Origin of the sequence: Pseudoalteromonas sp. TB64, assembly GCF_000498095.1 — a bacterium.
Taxonomy (GTDB): Bacteria; Pseudomonadota; Gammaproteobacteria; order Enterobacterales; family Alteromonadaceae; genus Pseudoalteromonas.
Map to the genome: position 1 here is coordinate 31,380 of NZ_AUTQ01000085.1, position 18,021 is coordinate 49,400.

Annotated in this window: 14 protein-coding genes and 2 pseudogenes; 7 read left to right on the forward strand and 9 right to left on the reverse strand. The window is 38.8% G+C overall.

Annotation, left to right across the window (positions count from 1 at the left end; genetic code table 11):
* Window positions 1-193: 193 nt before the first annotated feature.
* Window positions 194-1,057 (forward strand): polyamine aminopropyltransferase, encoded by an 864-nt coding sequence (speE, locus tag L647_RS0105480; protein ID WP_024610275.1) that lies wholly within the window; start codon window positions 194-196, stop codon window positions 1,055-1,057.
* A gap of 56 nt (window positions 1,058-1,113) precedes the next feature.
* On the opposite strand, the gene L647_RS0105485 is transcribed toward speE, so the two are convergent.
* Complete coding sequence (locus L647_RS0105485) at window positions 1,114-2,346, reverse strand: hypothetical protein (protein WP_024610276.1); 1,233 nt, start codon at window positions 2,344-2,346, stop codon at window positions 1,114-1,116.
* Window positions 2,336-2,959 carry a plastocyanin gene (locus L647_RS0105490; RefSeq protein ID WP_024610277.1) on the reverse strand — a complete coding sequence of 208 codons (624 nt, stop codon included), beginning with the start codon at window positions 2,957-2,959 and terminating at the stop codon, window positions 2,336-2,338. Before L647_RS0105490 ends, L647_RS0105485 begins: the two co-directional genes overlap by 11 nt.
* 158 nt (window positions 2,960-3,117) lie before the next feature.
* On the opposite strand from L647_RS0105490, the gene L647_RS0105495 reads away from it, so the two are divergent.
* Window positions 3,118-5,160, forward strand: a complete 2,043-nt coding sequence (locus L647_RS0105495) for a glycoside hydrolase family 97 protein (protein ID WP_024610278.1) — start codon at window positions 3,118-3,120, stop codon at window positions 5,158-5,160.
* 68 nt (window positions 5,161-5,228) lie between these two features.
* On the opposite strand, the pseudogene envZ reads toward L647_RS0105495, so the two are convergent.
* Window positions 5,229-6,541, reverse strand: a pseudogene (envZ, locus tag L647_RS01000000123690) (two-component system sensor histidine kinase EnvZ).
* Between the two features lie 5 nt (window positions 6,542-6,546).
* Window positions 6,547-7,266: a two-component system response regulator OmpR gene (gene ompR / locus L647_RS0105505; RefSeq protein ID WP_024610279.1), complete on the reverse strand. Its 720-nt coding sequence runs from the start codon at window positions 7,264-7,266 to the stop codon at window positions 6,547-6,549.
* A gap of 195 nt (window positions 7,267-7,461) precedes the next feature.
* Here ompR and greB point away from each other — a divergent pair, with 195 nt between their 5' ends.
* The 4 genes from greB (at window position 7,462) to L647_RS0105525 (ending at window position 11,501) form a co-directional block, all read left to right on the forward strand.
* Entirely contained in the window at window positions 7,462-7,941 is a 480-nt protein-coding gene (gene greB / locus L647_RS0105510; protein WP_024610280.1) for a transcription elongation factor GreB, read from the forward strand.
* Window positions 7,942-8,055: 114 nt separating this feature from the next.
* On the forward strand, window positions 8,056-8,367 hold the full coding sequence (locus tag L647_RS0105515) for a hypothetical protein (RefSeq protein WP_024610281.1): 312 nt from the start codon (window positions 8,056-8,058) through the stop codon (window positions 8,365-8,367).
* A 49-nt stretch (window positions 8,368-8,416) separates the two neighbouring features.
* The gene (locus tag L647_RS0105520; protein ID WP_024610282.1) at window positions 8,417-8,998 is read left to right on the forward strand and encodes a CBS domain-containing protein; all 582 of its coding nucleotides are present in this window, start codon (window positions 8,417-8,419) and stop codon (window positions 8,996-8,998) included.
* A 178-nt stretch (window positions 8,999-9,176) separates the two neighbouring features.
* Window positions 9,177-11,501, forward strand: coding sequence for a Tex family protein (locus L647_RS0105525; protein ID WP_024610283.1), 2,325 nt, complete (start codon window positions 9,177-9,179; stop codon window positions 11,499-11,501).
* Between the two features lie 169 nt (window positions 11,502-11,670).
* On the opposite strand, the gene L647_RS0105530 is transcribed toward L647_RS0105525, so the two are convergent.
* The 3 genes from L647_RS0105530 to bioH all read right to left on the reverse strand — a co-directional run bounded on the left by L647_RS0105530 (window position 11,671) and on the right by bioH (window position 13,663).
* On the reverse strand, window positions 11,671-12,522 hold the full coding sequence (locus L647_RS0105530; RefSeq protein WP_024610284.1) for a putative metalloprotease CJM1_0395 family protein: 852 nt from the start codon (window positions 12,520-12,522) through the stop codon (window positions 11,671-11,673).
* Between the two features lie 4 nt (window positions 12,523-12,526).
* A complete protein-coding gene (locus L647_RS0105535; protein ID WP_024610285.1) occupies window positions 12,527-12,835 on the reverse strand; it encodes a hypothetical protein in 309 nt (102 codons plus the stop codon).
* A 90-nt stretch (window positions 12,836-12,925) separates the two neighbouring features.
* A complete protein-coding gene (gene bioH / locus L647_RS0105540; protein WP_024610286.1) occupies window positions 12,926-13,663 on the reverse strand; it encodes a pimeloyl-ACP methyl ester esterase BioH in 738 nt (245 codons plus the stop codon).
* A 74-nt stretch (window positions 13,664-13,737) separates the two neighbouring features.
* On the opposite strand from bioH, the gene L647_RS0105545 reads away from it, so the two are divergent.
* Entirely contained in the window at window positions 13,738-14,415 is a 678-nt protein-coding gene (locus L647_RS0105545) for a ComF family protein (RefSeq protein ID WP_024610287.1), read from the forward strand.
* A gap of 68 nt (window positions 14,416-14,483) precedes the next feature.
* Here the strand turns inward: L647_RS0105545 and L647_RS0105550 are convergent, their stop codons facing one another.
* Both L647_RS0105550 and L647_RS0105555 read right to left on the reverse strand, forming a co-directional pair.
* Window positions 14,484-16,604: a TonB-dependent receptor gene (locus L647_RS0105550; RefSeq protein WP_024610288.1), complete on the reverse strand. Its 2,121-nt coding sequence runs from the start codon at window positions 16,602-16,604 to the stop codon at window positions 14,484-14,486.
* Between the two features lie 714 nt (window positions 16,605-17,318).
* Window positions 17,319-18,021, reverse strand: a pseudogene (locus tag L647_RS0105555) (peptidase M14); the annotation flags it as partial.

Here is an 18,021-nt window from a genome sequence, read left to right on the forward strand (position 1 = left end):
CTCTTCTTTAGTCAATTAGGTATAAAGGCGCATTTTAATACGTCACTATCCACTAGGCTAACAAAAATTGAACTTTCACTCACTCCTAACTAACTTTATTCGTCAAATCAGTTAAAATGTCATTGAGCAATACGCCAAGCACTGGCAAAATTGCCCCTTTTTCATACTCAACCTAAAAAGTGTAATAGTAACTATGGCAAATTTAGATCAAAGTAAGTGGTTTACTGAAATTAGCGACCGCGATGGCAGCGCATTTTCATTACGTATTAATAAAAAGTTAGATGAAAAACAATCTCCTTTTCAAAAGGTAGAAATGTTTGAAACCACAGACTTTGGTAATTTAATGATCATCGACGGGTGTACTATGGTTACAACCCGAGAAAACTTCTTTTATCATGAGATGATCAGCCATCCTGCACTTTTAGCGCACCCAAACCCTAAAAACGTGGTTATTATTGGCGGCGGCGACTGCGGTACATTACGTGAAGTGTTAAAACACCCAGGCGTAGAAACTGTGACGCAAATAGATATAGACGAAGTAGTAACGCAAATGTCGTTAAAATACTTCCCAGAACTTTGCGAATCTAATAACGATCCTCGTGCAACGGTTATGTTTGACGATGGCATTAAATACATGCGCGAAGCAGCTGGCGAATCTATTGACGTTGTTATTGTTGATGGCACAGATCCAGTAGGTCCTGGGGAAGGTTTATTTAACCATGCGTTTTACACTAGCTGTTTAGATGCACTGCGCCCAGGTGGTATTTTAGTACAGCAAAGTGAATCGCCACTTATGCATATGCCATTATTAGTTGAAATGCGCGAAGCTATGTTAAGCGTAGGCTTTAACGATTTACAAACATTGCCATTCCCGCAGCCAATTTACCCAAGCGGTTTATGGTCGGTAACACTTGCACGTAAATCACAAGCATTTGACGGTTTTAGAGAAGATGCAGCTGCAAATATTGCGCAACATAGCGAATACTACAACAACGGTATTCACCATGGTGCACTCGCTACACCTAACTATATGAAACGCGCATTCGATAAAAAGTAATTTACATAATTTGTAAAACTAAAAAGGGAGCGTTTAAACGCTCCCTTTTTTATACTTTAAAAACGCCACTGAGCGTTTATCATTACTTGTTGTTGCGAAGTACGTTGATTAAAACCTATTGCGGCTCTATTTTCAGCAAAGCTTTTAAGCGCAGAAGCTTCAACTCCTACCTGAACCTTTTTATTAATATTGTAACGCCACGTGGCCGTTACCCCCTCGCCATGGCTAGTATTAGGGTCATATGGAGTAATGTCGTTATCGGTTACTTCAAAATAGTCGTAACGTAACGAAACTCTGTTTTTACCTTCTTTATGGCTCAGCATTAAATAGTGACTATAAAATGCATTATCTATTAGTTTATTATCACCCATCTCGGTTTTACCATTTAACACTTGTGCTATAAAGCGTGTTTTATTATTAAACTTATATAACCAAGCAGCACTAGTAAAACGGGTATCCCATGCATACTGCCCCGAACTAATATTAAGCTTAGTTGGGTCGCCATTGTTGTTGTAATAATAAATTCGAAATTGTGACTTTTTTAAGTAATCCCAATGCACACCGGCATAATAACCAAAGCGACCGTCGACTTCTTCAAACGGTAAAACTTGATTAGCTTGCCAGCGTAGCGCGTATTCATTTAATGACGCGACAGGTGCAAATTTAACACCTTCGTTAAATGTTGTTTGCCTATCGTGTAGTGCAAAACCACGCCACGCGAGTAAGGTACCCGCAGGGTCATTGCCTTTAAATGTAGCGCCTACAAAGCTAAAGCTATGTGCGCTGTTGAAACGTTTAGCTGAGCGCTTAATAGTTACCTCAGCGCCAACAGTACGTAACTCCTCTCCTATCCAGCTATTAATAGCTGAGTTTGTATAGTTATAAGGAGAAGTCCAACCTATGTCTGGATTTTCTAAAGACATAAGTGGGTAAAAGCCCCCTACACGCACATGCCATTTATAGTTGCTATTAGATAGCGGTTGATACTTTACATAAGCTTGCGTAAAACCTAAGCCAACATCAGGAGCCTGATTAAGATTTAACACCCCATGAGCCGACCAGTTAGATGCTAAATCTATATTAAAATCTAAAATACCTTGCGATAAAATAAGCTCATCGCTTTTACTATCATGCCGATACAATCCAACGCCACCTTCTTGCCAGCTCAGTATGTCATCGCCTTGTACAGCCCTAACTTGCAATAAACCTCTTACTTGTGCGCTCAGCGTATTACTAAAAAGTACAATACAACTTAAAAAAGTCAGCTTTAGCAAGTTATTAATAGTCATCAAATTCATCCGTAGCAAAATCAATTTGCTCGGTTATAGTTTGCTTAATTTTGTAGGTAAGCGGTTTTGAGCTTACAGATACCACTTCAGATTCAACATTACTTATATCACCAAACCCTGAGTGCCATACGCTAAGTGTGTACTCGCCTGCCATCGCTGTTAAATCAACTTTTCCGGCTTCATCTGTAATCGCAAAAATAGTGCTATCAACCACCACTATATAACCTAACATCCAATCATGAATATTACAGCCAAGCTCAACAACACCCGTTTGATCAAAAGTAATGGGCGCTTTTGGGTGCTCCTTATATAGCTTTAATTCGAACGTTTTGGCTTTAGAAAATGAATAAACATGATGCATGATTGAGTCCGCATTCGGAAACTCTACCTTTGCATTTTGTGGGACAACTAAAATACGTGGCTTAAATTCTCGATTTTGCTGGGTCATCGCATAAGGTGCTTCAGGAGGAATAACGCTAGAGGGGTCTCCTGCAGTTAGCCATACAACAGCATTAGGTAATGGGTCATTATTAGCATTTTTAATTGTAATATTTGCTGCAAAAACTCCAGTACTAACACTTAGTAAAAATACATAAAGTAAGCTTTTTATCATTTTCTTGTCGCTATTATCAATTTATTTACATTATAGACCGATTAAGCCACCAAATTCTTTCTATTTTTTAAAACATTGAATACGTATGTAAGCAGTCGTATTAATCATCAACAGTCATTATCCTTAGATGTCACCACCGACTCATCTAAGGACACACCATGAGAATACCAGCACTTGTGCTTTTAGCCTTTGCTAGTAATAGCTACGGACAAACCGTAGAGCTAAAATCGCCAGACACACAAATAACAGTAAGCATCTCTGACGAAACCAACACGCCTAGCTACGCAATAAAATTTAAAAACAAAGCGGTTATAAACAAATCTTTACTGGGGTTTGAATTTAAAACACAAGCGGCCTTTAGCGACAGTTTTAAAATTAAAAGCATTGAACAACAAAGCGTTAATACACAGTGGCAACAACCCTGGGGCGAGCGCCAAAACGTTGTTGACGAATATAACGAAGTAGCCGTTACCTTTACAAAAAACGAGCCAAATAAAGGCACCTACACAATTCGATTTAAAGCATTTGATAGTGGTGTAGGTTTTAGGTACGAAGTACCACAACAAGCCGGGTTCGAACATACAGAAATAACCAAAGAGTTGACTGAATTTGCAATAAACAATAGCCATAATGCAACAGCATGGTGGATACCTGCTCGTGGCTGGAACCGCTACGAATATGTTTACAACACCACTCCACTTAACGAAGCTTCACTAGCTCACACACCATTTACGTTTAAAACAAGTGACGGTACTCATATTAGTATTCATGAAGCCGCACTTGTTGATTATGCAGGCATGGTGCTAAATCAGCGTCGCTCTGGTACGTTCACTGCCGATTTAACGCCGTGGTCAGATGGTGTTGCCGTTAAAAAACAAGGTGCTTTTAAAACACCATGGCGCACCATTCAAATAGCCGACAGCGCTGTTGGCTTAGTTAATTCAGATATAATACTAAACCTAAACGAGCCTAATGAACTCGGTGACGTGTCGTGGGTTAAGCCTGGCAAATACGTGGGTATTTGGTGGGGTATGCATATAAACACGCAAACTTGGGGTAGCGGTAAAAAACACGGCGCCACTACGCAAACCACAAAATACTATATGGATTTTGCAGCGCAGTATGGTTTTGATGGCGTACTCGTTGAAGGCTGGAATATTGGCTGGGATGGCGATTGGTATTTTAATGGCGATGTATTTAACTTTACCAAACCGTACGACGACTTTGATATAGCAGCGCTTACTCAATACGGCAAAGAAAAAGGCGTACAACTCATTGGTCATCACGAAACATCAGGTAATGTAAGCAACTACCGTGACCAAATGGAAGGTGCTTTTGCTCTTTACGAAAAATCAAACGTAAGCCAAGTAAAAACAGGTTATGTAGCCGATGGCGGAAATATAAAACGTATAGACAAAAACGGTATTGCTCGCCACGAATGGCATGACGGCCAGTTTATGGTTAACGAATACCTTTATAACGTAAAACTTGCAGCTAAACATAAAATTAGCATTAATACTCACGAGCCAATTAAAGATACAGGCCTGCGCCGTACTTATCCAAACTGGATTGCGCGCGAAGGTGCACGCGGACAAGAATACAATGCATGGGGTTCACCACCTAACCCACCAGAGCATGTACCAATGCTTGCTTTTACCCGCATGCTTGCAGGACCAATGGACTTTACGCCAGGTATTTTTGATATGAGCTTTAATGGTTTAGGAGGCGATACAAACCGCCCACAAACCACACTCGCCAAACAACTCGCACTTTATGTTGTTTTGTATAGCCCAATTCAAATGGCTGCCGACTTACCTAAAAACTATTTGGCTAAGCCCGATGCGTTTCAATTCATTCAAGACGTACCAACAGATTGGCAGCAAAGTATTGCTCTTGATGGCGAAGTAGGCGACTTTATTGTATTTGCACGCAAAGAGCGTAAAAGTAATAAATATACAGGAAATGATTGGTACTTAGGTGCAGTTACCGACGAAAAAGCACGTGCTATTGAGGTGAAACTAGACTTTTTAGAACAAGGGAAGAAGTTTGAAGCGCAAATTTATAAAGATGGTAAAAATGCAGAATGGAAAAATAATCCATACGATCTAACTATTGAGAAGCGTATTGTAACTGCAAGCGATAAACTAACGCTTAATCTCGCCACCAGTGGCGGCACCGCGATTCGCTTCAAAGCTCTTTAATATATAAATTATATTTATTTTATAAAAAAAAAAGCCATCCGTAAATTTAGTCAACGATGGCTTTTATATTAACTGCTAATTTTAATTGGTAAATAAACCTTTGCGCTTAAGCCGCCTTCCGGTCGATTAGAAAGCTTCACTTTACCATCGTGCATATCAATAATGCGTTTAATAATAGCGAGCCCTAACCCACTACCTTCACTGCCGCGCGCTGCATCACCTTGCTTAAATGGTTCAAACACAGACTCTAATTCACTCTCAGGAATGCCAGGGCCATTATCTTTTACTTCAACAACCACGTACTTTTTATTAGAGTTGTAGTAACTAAGTACTTCAATATCACCCTCTGAATAACGCCGCGCGTTTCCTATCATATTCGTTATAACACGCTTGATAGCCACTATACTTAGCGGAATATTAGTTATGTTCGGATTACTCTTAAAAGTAATTAAACGCTGATGCTGTAGCTCTGAATGTACAACTTCGGCTATTAAGCCATTTATATCTTCACAGATTACCTCTTCACGCTTGTGGTGCCGTAAATACTCAATGAACTGATCAATAATGCCGTTCATGTCTTCTATATCGTAAATAATGCCTTCACGTAAGTAGTCATCTGTATCAGCCATCATTTCGGTAGCTAAACGAATACGTGTAAGCGGTGTACGTAAATCATGAGACACACCAGNCCAGCCATTAATAAACGGCGGTCATTTTCAAGTGCCGCAATACCGCGCGACATTTGATTAAATGCACGTGTTACCGCAATTACTTCTGTTGAACCTTCTTCTGCTAACTTAGTGGTAAAGTCACCTTTACCTACTTTTACTGCGGCTTGTTGCAACGCTTTTAATGGTCTGTTGAGATGCCTTGCAAATAACCACCCACCCAGCACACTTAAAAAACCGATACTTGATAAGTAAAAAGTTAAAAACTCTAAGTTATTTTCTTTAAAGCCGGTTAACGGTACCTTTACCCAATAACCTGGTGCTTGTGGTGCTTCTACCCAATATATAAGCGGGCCTGTTTGGCTAATACGTACCCGTGAAAAACCACCTAATTGCTCAGACATACTTCGCGATAATCCTGAGTATTCACGAGTTTGCCCAAGCCCACTACGCATAGCTTCACGCTGGGTCATTACTTCAATACCTGTTATTTCAAAAAACTTTTCTGAAATCTCATCGTTTATCTCTACGCCATCTTCCCAGTCAATAAATACCGTTTTTATTTGCTTAGCTAGCATTAAATTAACTTGCTCAATAGTCGGCTTTACAACGTATAAGCTTACTGTAACGTAAGACACTATTTGATTTATAAGTAATAAAGCAGCTACCAAAAAAACAGTTTTTCCAAACGCACTACGCGGAAAAAATCCCATATAAGTTACTTTTCACCGTCAGGAACAAACACATAACCCAAACCCCATACGGTTTGAATATACCGTGGATTAGCAGCATCTATTTCAATCATGCGGCGTAATCGAGATACTTGTACATCAATGCTTCGCTCAAGAGCACTGTAGTCACGTCCACGTGCTAAGTTCATTAACTTGTCGCGACTAAGCGGCTCTCGAGGGTGCGATACAAGTGCTTTAAGTACGGCAAACTCCCCACTAGTCAGTGAAATAACTTTTTCACCCTCACTCATTTCGCGTGTTGCTAAGTTAAGGGTAAATTTACCAAAAGCGATTAAGTTTTCTTCAGCAGCTGGCGCACCAGGCACTTCTTTTGCGCGGCGGCGTAAAATAGCTTTAATGCGGGCCAATAACTCCCGAGGATTAAATGGTTTAGGAATGTAATCATCTGCACCTAGTTCTAAACCAATAATACGGTCAACCTCGTCACCTTTTGCAGTTAACATAACGATAGGAATTTCGTTTTCTTTTTGACGTAACCTACGACAAATAGACAAGCCATCTTCGCCAGGAAGCATTAAATCGAGAACCATTAAGTGAAAGTTTTCACGCTCAAGAAGTCTATCCATTTGCTCCGAGTTTCCTGCTGTTCTAACAATAAAACCTTGCTCGACTAAGTAACGCTCGAGCAAGCTACGTAAACGCATATCGTCATCAACAACTAATACTTTTGTGGTTTCGTGTCCCATTTTTATATTTCTTATTTTTTATATCCAGTTAATAGTTAATATAAATGAAAAACTTAATAATCAAAAACTAATTACCCGCTTAGATTGTTACTGAACATTTCAAAAACACTTATTACCACGCTATAAATTTTAAACTCGACAAGTTTCACTAATTTTAATACCGTGCCCAATATTAGAGTTTGAGAAGAATATACCGTGAAAACAAATTTAGTTACCCGCGAAGGCTACTTACAACTGCAACAAGAACACGACCAATTATGGAACGTAAAACGTCCAGAAGTTACAAAAATAGTGAGTTGGGCAGCAAGCTTAGGAGATCGCTCTGAAAACGCTGATTATCAATACAATAAACGATTACTTCGTCAAATAGATCGTCGCGTACGCTACTTGCGTAAGCGAATCCCTGATTTAAAAATTATTGATTACTCTCCAGTGCAAGACGGAAAAGTATTTTTTGGCGCCTGGGTAGAAATAGAAAATGAAGAAGCTGAAACTAAAAAATTTAGAATAGTGGGACCCGATGAGATTTACGATCGTAAAGATTATATTTCTATCGACTCACCTATGGCGCGTGCATTGATTAAAAAGCAGGTTGATGACGAGTTTGAGGTAATGACACCTCAAGGAAAAAAAGAGTGGTATATAAATAGCATTCACTACCAAAAAAATAAATAACCTGTTTTGATTCAGATCATGTTAACTTTCTATTGTGTAAATTAAAACAATACGCTATAAGTGAATTTACTCCAGCTATAATTTTTTAGTTTGAGATTAGTTAAGGTAATGGTTATGTCAAACGTAGTACAGCGCATATTAAGTAATGCCGTATTGTTTGCACTTTTAATGGGTGTAAGTCTAACCCTGCACGCCAATGCCAAAGAAAGTAATTTAGACCATGTAACGGTTTCAAATCATTTTATTGCTTGTGATATTCCTGACCAAGCTAACCTAGACTTTGACGTAGATTCTCACGTTAATGTTATTTCCTTTACGGCGCCTCAACCACTCCCTAAAGATACAAACTCTTTTTACACTAGTTTAATTTTAACCAGACCTTTTAGCACTGCTTATCAGCGTGGACCACCTAGTAATTTAATTTAACTCATTATTTTTAAACATTGATTAAATTTTATAATTATAGGTGACTAATATGTCTAACTTTAAAGAATTACGTGCTCAAAACATTTCTCATGGCGTTATTGCTAACACATTTGCTGAAGATCAACCGTTAATTGATTTAACATCTCCGGCATTAAAAATGGTAAACAACTTTACTCAAAAAACGCCTATTCGTGCACAACACGAAACAACGATTGAAGAAGCGCTTAAACAAATAAGCACTCAAAAATCTGATTTTATATTAGTAACTGATGATGCTAATAAGCTGATTGGTATTGTTTCAAGTGCAGATTTGCAAAGCTCTAAAATAGCTATAATTGCACAGCGCCTAAACTCACCACATAAAGAAGTGAGCTTACGTCATATTATGACGCCAATAAGCCAGCTAATGGGTGTTAGCATGCAAAGCCTAAGCCACGCATGTATTGGTGATGCACTGCAAACAATGGAGCATCAAGGTGTGATGTTTTTATTGGTAACAACAGCGAATAATGAAATATGTGGGTTAGTTTCAGCAAGACAAATTGCCAGAACACTACAAATTCCTGTACACATTACACCAATAGCTAACTCATTCAGTGAAGTACTAGAAAACGTAGAGCACCCTCACTAGGGGCTCTTCACACCTTATAATTCCCCCCTTCATTGCAACATCTTAAAGCAAGTAAAATAGCTTGCTTTAAGAGCCTTTAATTACTTTTTATTACTACCTCGTGTGATATTATTCAAGCAATTAGTCGTATCAGTTAACTGTGTTAACTGGTCTTATTTTTGTTTAAAAAGGTTTTTGCATGAGCGATATCTCTGCACGTTTAGCCATTGAGCTAAATGCACAGCAACAGCAAGTTGTTGCGGCAACAAAGTTACTTGATGAAGGCTCAACAGTGCCTTTTATTGCCCGTTACAGAAAAGAAGTAACCGGTGGTTTAGACGACACTCAATTACGTCTTTTAGAACAACGTTTATCTTATTTACGTGAACTAGAAGAGCGTCGTAGCTTTATATTATCAACCATCGAATCACAAAAAAAACTGACTCCAGAATTAAAGAACGATATAAATACAGCGCAAAGTAAAACTGAGCTTGAAGATTTATACCTACCTTATAAAGCAAAACGTCGCACTAAAGGTCAAATAGCAATTGAAGCAGGCTTAGAGCCTCTTGCAAATGAGTTATTTAACAATGCAAACCTAGACCCTGAACAACAAGCAGAGCAATTTATTAATGCTGAAAAAGGCTTTGCTGATACAAAAGCAGTGCTTGATGGTGCTAAGTTTATTTTAATGGAACGCTTTGCTGAAGATGCAAAGCTACTTGCTAAGTTTAGAAGTCACATTAGTCAAAATGGCGCTATTGAAAGCTCGCTAATTAAAGGGCAAGAGCAAGCTGGTACAAAGTATCGAGATTACTTTGAGCATCAAGAGCTTCTTAAAAAGGTCCCTTCTCACCGAGCCCTTGCAATGTTAAGAGCGCGTAATGAGGGCATACTTCAGCTAAGTGTGAACCCTGAGCCAAGTTCTGAAAATTCAGCTCAATTGTGTGCTCAAATGATTGCAGATCATTATCGTTTAGATATTAAATATAAAGCGGCAAGCCCTTGGCTATTAAGTGTTGTGCAATGGGCGTGGAAAATTAAATTAGGTTTACACCTCGAAAATGAATTTTTTGCAGCTATGCGCGAAAAAGCAGAAACTGGCGCAATTGATGTTTTTGCTAAAAATTTAAAAGATTTATTAATGGCAGCCCCTGCGGGTCCTCGTACTACACTTGGTCTTGATCCTGGTTTACGTACTGGTTGTAAAATCGCGATAGTCGATAGCACAGGTAAATTACTAACCACACAGACTATTTTCCCGCATGCGCCGCAGAATCACTGGGATAAATCAGTTCGCACATTAGAGCAGCTTTGTCGTCAACATAAGGTTGAGCTTATAGCCATTGGTAATGGTACTGCATCTCGCGAATCAGATAAGTTAGTTGCCGAACTAATGAAGGCAAATACTGAGCTTAAACTAAATAAAATTATGGTAAGTGAAGCTGGTGCATCTGTTTATTCTGCATCTGAACTTGCTGCTAATGAATTTCCAGATTTAGATGTATCTTTACGCGGTGCCGTGTCTATTGCTCGTCGCCTGCAAGACCCTCTTGCAGAGCTTGTTAAAATTGAACCTAAATCAATTGGTGTTGGTCAATACCAGCATGATGTATCGCAAAGCCAATTAGGGCAAAGCCTTATCTCAGTAGTAGAAGATTGTGTAAACTCTGTTGGTGTAGACCTAAATATGGCGTCTGTACCACTGCTTACACGCGTTTCTGGTTTAAACAAAACATTAGCACAAAATATTGTAAATTATCGCGATGCTAACGGCTCATTTTCTAAACGCAGTGAACTTAAAAAAGTTGAGCGTTTGGGGCCAAAAGCTTTTGAACAAGCAGCTGGATTTTTACGTATTAATAATGGCAGCGATCCGCTAGATAACTCATCGGTTCACCCTGAGGCTTATCCTATAGTTAAACGTATTTGCGAGCACAATAGCGTTGATGTAAATAGTTTAATTGGTAACAGCGACTTTTTAAATAAATTAGCTGCTAACGATTATATCGACGAAAAATTTGGTTTGCCTACCGTTACCGATATTATTACTGAGCTTGATAAACCAGGTCGAGATCCACGCCCTGAATTTAAAACAGCTGAATTTAAAGCCGGCGTTGAAAAAATTAGTGACCTAAAACCTGGTATGATTTTAGAAGGTGTGGTTTCTAACGTTGCCAACTTTGGTGCTTTTGTTGATGTAGGCGTTCATCAAGATGGTTTAGTGCATATTTCAGCTATTACTAATAAATTTATATCAGACCCGCGCGAAGTAGTTAAAGCTGGCGATATAGTAAAAGTTAAAGTAGTAGAAGTCGATGCAGCGCGTAAACGCATAAGCTTTACTATGCGCTTAGATGACGATATTGATACCAGTAATAAAGCAGCTCCATCAGCTCAAAAACCACAAGCGCGCACTAATAACTCACAACCTCGCGCTGCAAAGCCAAAACGTGATAGCAGTAATGCTTTAATGGGCAATGCATTTGCTGATGCGTTTGCAAACGCTAAAGTGAAAAAGTAATAATTAACCTGAACTCTGAGCAATAGAGTTATTCCATATTAAACCGTAATAATATTTAGGTTTATTATTCAAAGTTCAGGTTACTTAAAGTAACAAGCAATAACTAAAACAAAAAAACCGCGTAAGCGGTTTTTTTAATCACAATTTTATTAAATTTATCGAAGCTAAATTAACTCAGTGCCGAAAAGCCACTTTGATTTGCAGGTGATGTTGCCATTTGATAAAAGTTAGCAATACGTCCAGCGCGTGCCTCAACATCTACATCTCGTAGTTTCTCATCACTCTTAGCTGTTTTAGTATCACTGCTTTCGTCACTAGAAAATGAAGCTTCGACTTTATTATTTGCGTCATCTTCTTCACTTTCAGGTTGTGCTAGCTCAGCTTGGGCTGCAGCTAGCTTTTGTGTCGCATTAGCAGCAATAGAGCGATCTGCTCCCGAGGGCTCAGCAGGCGCTAATGCTGCAGCGCGCACCGTTTGCATCTTATCTATAGTTGCTTGTGGATCGCCTGGGACTTCAGATACATCTATTTGTACCTCTCCGCCAACTGCGTAGTTAGTACCATCGGGACCACGTTGATATTCATAGCTAGGCGAACCGGCATGCTGCCCACCTACAGCAGCATGTGCTTGCTCGTGTACTCTTACTTCAGTATCACGAGCCTTGAGCTCTTTAATTTGTGATTGTTCTTGCTTTAAAAGTTGCTCTTCTTGTTCAGATTCCTGTTTTTCAACTGTTTCGGCTTCTTGCTCAGAGGCTTCTGAATTTTCTGATTCTTCATCACGTTGCTGAACAGTTTTTTCGTCTGCTATTTTCCCAGTCGCATTATACGTTACGCCATCACCACCGCCTGGTAACTTTGCCTTTTCAGCATCGCTTTGTGCTTTGGTTTCTGTATTGCTGGCACTGCTTGGTGCCGGCGCAGGAATAACTTCACGCAGTTGGTTGTCACGACGTGCGGTTTCCGTATAAACATTTGCGGTGTTTATATTAATAGACGGAAATGGCGTGACAATATTCATTATATTAAACTCTAATGTCTATTAGCGTGCCAAGAACATCATCGGCAGTTTGAATCGATTGCGTATTGGCTTTAGCATTAAACTCTTCAACTTTTAAGTTTACAAGCGCTTCATCAATACGTGCAGGTTGTGCGACAGGTGCTGTAATGGCTTCCTCTGGACGTGCTGCAGTGAGCTGACGTTGTTGCGCTAATTGCGCATCGTCTTGCTCCTCAATATTGGCGCGATTAATCTCTGCGCTGGCTTTTTCAATACCTTGGCTGGCACGATTAAACCCTTCAACACCGTTATTAAATACAGATCCGATTGGCATATTAAAGCCTCCACCAAATAAACATTGTTTAATTATCGCTCAGGTTATGCACAAAATAAAGCTTTAAACCGAGCAATTCTTACCTCAATTTTAAAACATTGATTTAACGATAGATAAAAACTCACTTTTATGAGAAATAAATGGCGCATGCGACGCTTTATCAAGTATTACGTACTCAAACTCAGCATTTAGGGCTGCCATTTCTGTAATTGCTTTATATGGCACCAAGGCATCTAAACGACCAAATACAGCTTTAATAGAGACCGGACAACTTGCAAATAATTCTCGTAAATCTTCATTTTGTAATATATCTAAGCCACCACTCAACGCTTCGTCTTTTGGTGGATTGTATTGCTTTAGCAGTAGTTTAAGTTGCTTTATGTCATCGCGAGCAGATTCACTACCCATTGCTTGAATAGCTAAAAAACGTTCAATCGTTTTTTCAGGGTGATTAACTAATTGTTCTTTAAATTGCGCGAGTACTTTTTCTTTTATTCCGAACCAACTTTCTTGCTCTGCAAAAAATGGCGTTGATGCAACCAATATTACTTTTGATACTTTTTCAGGCCAATGCTTAGCAATATACAATGCAAATAGCCCACCTAACGACCAACCCATTAAAATAGATTGTGGTTTTAGTTGGTCACTTAAAAGTACTGCCGCATCATGTAATGTATAAGGGTTCGGGCAGGTAACACTATTCCCAAACCCTGGTAAATCAAGGCTACGCACTTCTCCTGAATATAAAAATTCAAGCTCAGGTTGTACTAACTGCCACACCCCCTGATTCATTCCCCAGCCATGTAATAATACTAACTCGTTTTGCATATTTGCATAATCTTGACCAAACTTAGGCTCATAATAACGATTAAAAAGATGATTGCAATGTGCGGTGTTAACCAATGAAAAAAGCTATTTTTGACTGGCTCTTCCCATCTTATTGCGTGCAATGCGAAAACATCATTAATGCATCACAAGGCTTATGCAATTACTGCTTAGAAGACTTACCATTGTTTGATTTAAGTGAGCGCACTAACTTACTGCATCGCCCCGATATTATTGAGATGTTTCCTAACTGCGAGTTTGATAAGTTATTTGCATGTGCATTTTATCAATCCCCATTTAAACAGTGGCTTAAACAACTAAAATTTAATAATCAAATTCATTATAAAAAAGCATTACAGCAAGTAATACAAAAGCAATTAGTGCAGTTTTTTATTCATGAGGCTGTTTTACCTGATATTTTTATTATTTTACCATTACACAAAAGTCGATTTCTAAATCGTGGATTTAATCAAGTAACACAGGTTTGGCAACCGTGTTTATCAGGCCTATTATCATCGAACAATGCGCTTGTGCGTAGTAAAAAAACATATTCACAATCTAAGCTATCTAAAGCCAAGCGTATTAAAAACCTTAAAAATGCATTTATATGTACAAAAGATATGAGCGGCAAAACTGTCGCTATTATTGATGATGTTATGACCACCGGTGCCACACTCAATGCTGCGACTAGCGCATTAAAAAAAGCAGGTGCTAAACAAGTCTGGGCCTTTGTAACGTGTTTAACACCTATTTAAAGCAAGTAAGTATCACCCTTTATAGCGACTCACTTGCTTTAGTGATTTTAATGGTTAGTTATTAACGATTAAAAGCGAGCTCTTACACCCAAGCTAACTGAACGACCAGGTAAAGGTGCTTCATCTTTTAAGTATGAAGAATGTACCCGCCCTTCTTGATCCGTTAAATTATCGCCTTTGATATATATTGTCATATCAACATCACCTAAATCTAAGTAATAATTAGCTGATGCAGAAAGCATAGTATAACCATCTGTATTAGTTTCATTCTCGGCTATTTTATCTTGTTTACTATTTCGGATAACTTCTACTTCAGTATGCCAATTTCCATACTCGTAATGCACAGATGAGCCAAACCTCATTGGCGGCATTCTTGGTACATTACCGCCTGCATCTAATTTAGCACGTGTATAATCAGTAAATACTTCTAAGCGCCAGTCATCATTTAAATGCCAATCAACTTGTGCTTCGTAGCCGTATAAGCGTGCGTTTTGCTGCGAAAACAAAACAACAGGTAAACCATCTGTTTCTTCATCTGGTTCACCTGATATAGCAACTTGCTCCTCAAAGTCAGCTGATGTGATAAAGGCACCATCGCTGATAACTAAATCTGTAAAATCTTCAAAAATATAATTATTAATCTCATTATTAAACACACTAACGCTGGCATTCCATGTGTCTGCATTATAGCGATAAGTAATGTCTATATTATTCGAGACCTCTTTATCCATGCTTTCACCGGTTTGAACTACATTATATTGACCATTGTCGCTATTGAGCTCAAAAACGCCACCTATTTCATAAGTGCCAGATCCAATGTGAGGTCCATATGAAAACATCTCTGATGCCGATGGGGCTCGCTGTGAGTAAGCATAATTAAAGGCTAAAGAGTGATTGTTGTTTATACTCCAAACAACCCCTGCTGAGCCAGATACAGCGGTGTAATCTTTGTTATCGAATGAAATAGTATTTGATGGACTAAGATCAGAAAAGAAATCGTTATCTACATTATGCGTTAGTTGCTCAACACGAGTACCTAATTGCCATAAAAGAGGGCCTACTTCTCGTTCTTCCATTAAAAATGCAGCAATGCTGTCTGTTTTAGTCGGTGGTGTAAAAGCTTCTTCGCCAATAGCTTCAAAATCACTTTTGTTGTAGTGCAGACCTACAACTCCTTTCCATCCATAAACTGGCGCATGTTCAGCCCATAATCTAGATTCTATACTTTCATTTTTAAAAGTTGTGCCAATTTCAGTGCCCTCTATCTCAGAGTGTTCGTAATCAGTATAAGCATTTTGCCAATGCACTGATTTAATAAAACCATCTAAATTATTCCAATCAACAACGCCTTGATAGCGGTCTTGATTTAATTTAATAAACACACCCTCTTCGCCTGGCAAACCATACTCTGATTCCATATGTCCGTATGCAAATGCAACACGGTTATCATCAGTTATCCAACCAGTACCAAGATTATAACCACTTGAATCAATAGCTGAATTTGCAAGTGTAGTACTGCCGCCGTCCTCATCTATATCAGCCGGTACAGGAATTTTATAATCGTCGGTGCTGCGGTTATAACCATCTATATGAAATACAAAATCTCCTGAGCCTGCATTTAAATCTGTTGAGATTGTTTTTGCATCAGCAACATTGTCGTATTGTGCAAATACTTCTCCACTTAACCCCTCTTGCTTTTCAGATGGCAAGCGGTTATCAACTACATTTACAACACCGCCAATCGCACCGCTCCCGTATAAAAGGGTTGCTGGTCCTCTTAAAACCTCAATTTGAGTTGCTGTTGAGGTTTCTGTTGCAACTTGATGATCTGGACCTACTCGCGACGCATCAGATGCACCTAATCCATTTTGTACAACCTTAATTCGCGGTCCATCTAAACCCCTAATAATAGGGCTACTCGCAACAGGACCAAAATAAGAGCTGTGTACGCCAGGTACGTTTTTTAAGGTTTCTCCTAGCGTTGCAGCTTGATTTTGATCTAATGCCTCACCGCTAAGAATGGTCACAGGCGTACTCGACTCAAGCACTGTGCGCTTTAGCGGAGATGATGTGATCAGCACTCTTTCAATATCACTTTCATCTTTTTGAATGTTTTTTTCAGCAGCATACGCGCTACTACTTACAGCCGCTAATAAAGCTAAAACAAGTGGAGAATAGTTATTTTTCATATTGTGATCTCTAAAATACACATTAAAACTCACTAGCTATCGAGCGATAGCTAGTATTAAAAATACGTTTAACAGGTTAATTTTAGATAAAAGTAGGAGGGTCTCTATTTCCAGTAATCGCAACAAATTCAGTATGGCATTGCAGAATATTTAACGTTATAAAAGAAAAATAATTTATGTCAGATTCAAAAAGGGTTATTTTGGCAGGTATAGACTGCTCTAAATCAAGATGACCTAAACATAGCTCGCATTGTTGATCTGTTTTTAATACATGAACAGTGCTGTGCCAACCCGAAGATATACTGAGAAGCAGAAAAACCACCAGTATATATTTCAACAGTGTTGTTTGGCTTCTTAGTGAATGTAAAATAAATATGCGCATTGTGGATATAATATAACATTACCATTAAATGTGTCGATAAATTAATTCACTTTTTACATCGTATAAATACATTATTTGTTAAATAATGCTCATGCAACTTTACTAAATACACTGCGTGATAGAACAATAAATGCAATTACCTCGCACTATAAAGACTCTGAACACTCATAACTTCATGAAAATAGATTACCCATCGTAATTCGATATTAGGCTGTGCCTGCTTATAAAACTGCTTTTAAAGAAAATTTAAAATTTCGTAATCAATAGTAATTCTAACGATTAATAAAGGCTCTTAAATTTAAGGAGTAATAAGAGCCTTCTATTATTTTTTATTATCTCTCACCATTAGCACGAAAAGTATGTCCAAAAAATAAAGCATTGCTTAGTAGTCGGCTAGTACCATACCAATATCCTCTAAATACAGGGTCGTCGGTCATACCAATCACAGTGCCTCGTCCATATGAGTGCGCAATTAAGCCAGCACCACCAGCAACCTGTTCAACATTAACAGCATCGGTAAAACCCGCTAACAATGGCTTTTTAGTATACGTAAGTACATTTACAAACGGTGCGTCTGACGCTTCAAGTAGCCACGTGCTATTTTTAAATACGGGCAATGTATTGCGGTTAAGTGAAAATGTAAGTGGGTGTGTTAAGTCTACATTCGTATTAAAAATGGCACCTGCAATGCGCTGACGCCCTGCTAAATGATCTTTATCACCATAACTTAAACCTGTTGTATTAAATGCACTCGCTACATCTTGTCGTGATAGGTAGCTTGCTTTAAGTAGTTGCTGATCAGCTAAAAATTTAGCACCACCTTTATGACCCCAAATAACGCCGCCTTTTCTTACCCAACTTTTAATTGCCACTTTGTCAGCGTCAGATAAGCTATTGTAATTGCCATGAGCAAGCACAATATGGCTGTAGTCACTTAACTCGAGTGAACTAAAGCGATTCATTTCAACAATTGTTGGCGCTACACCAACAAAGCGATCTAGGTAATACCACACTTCGCCTACTTCGTACTGGCTT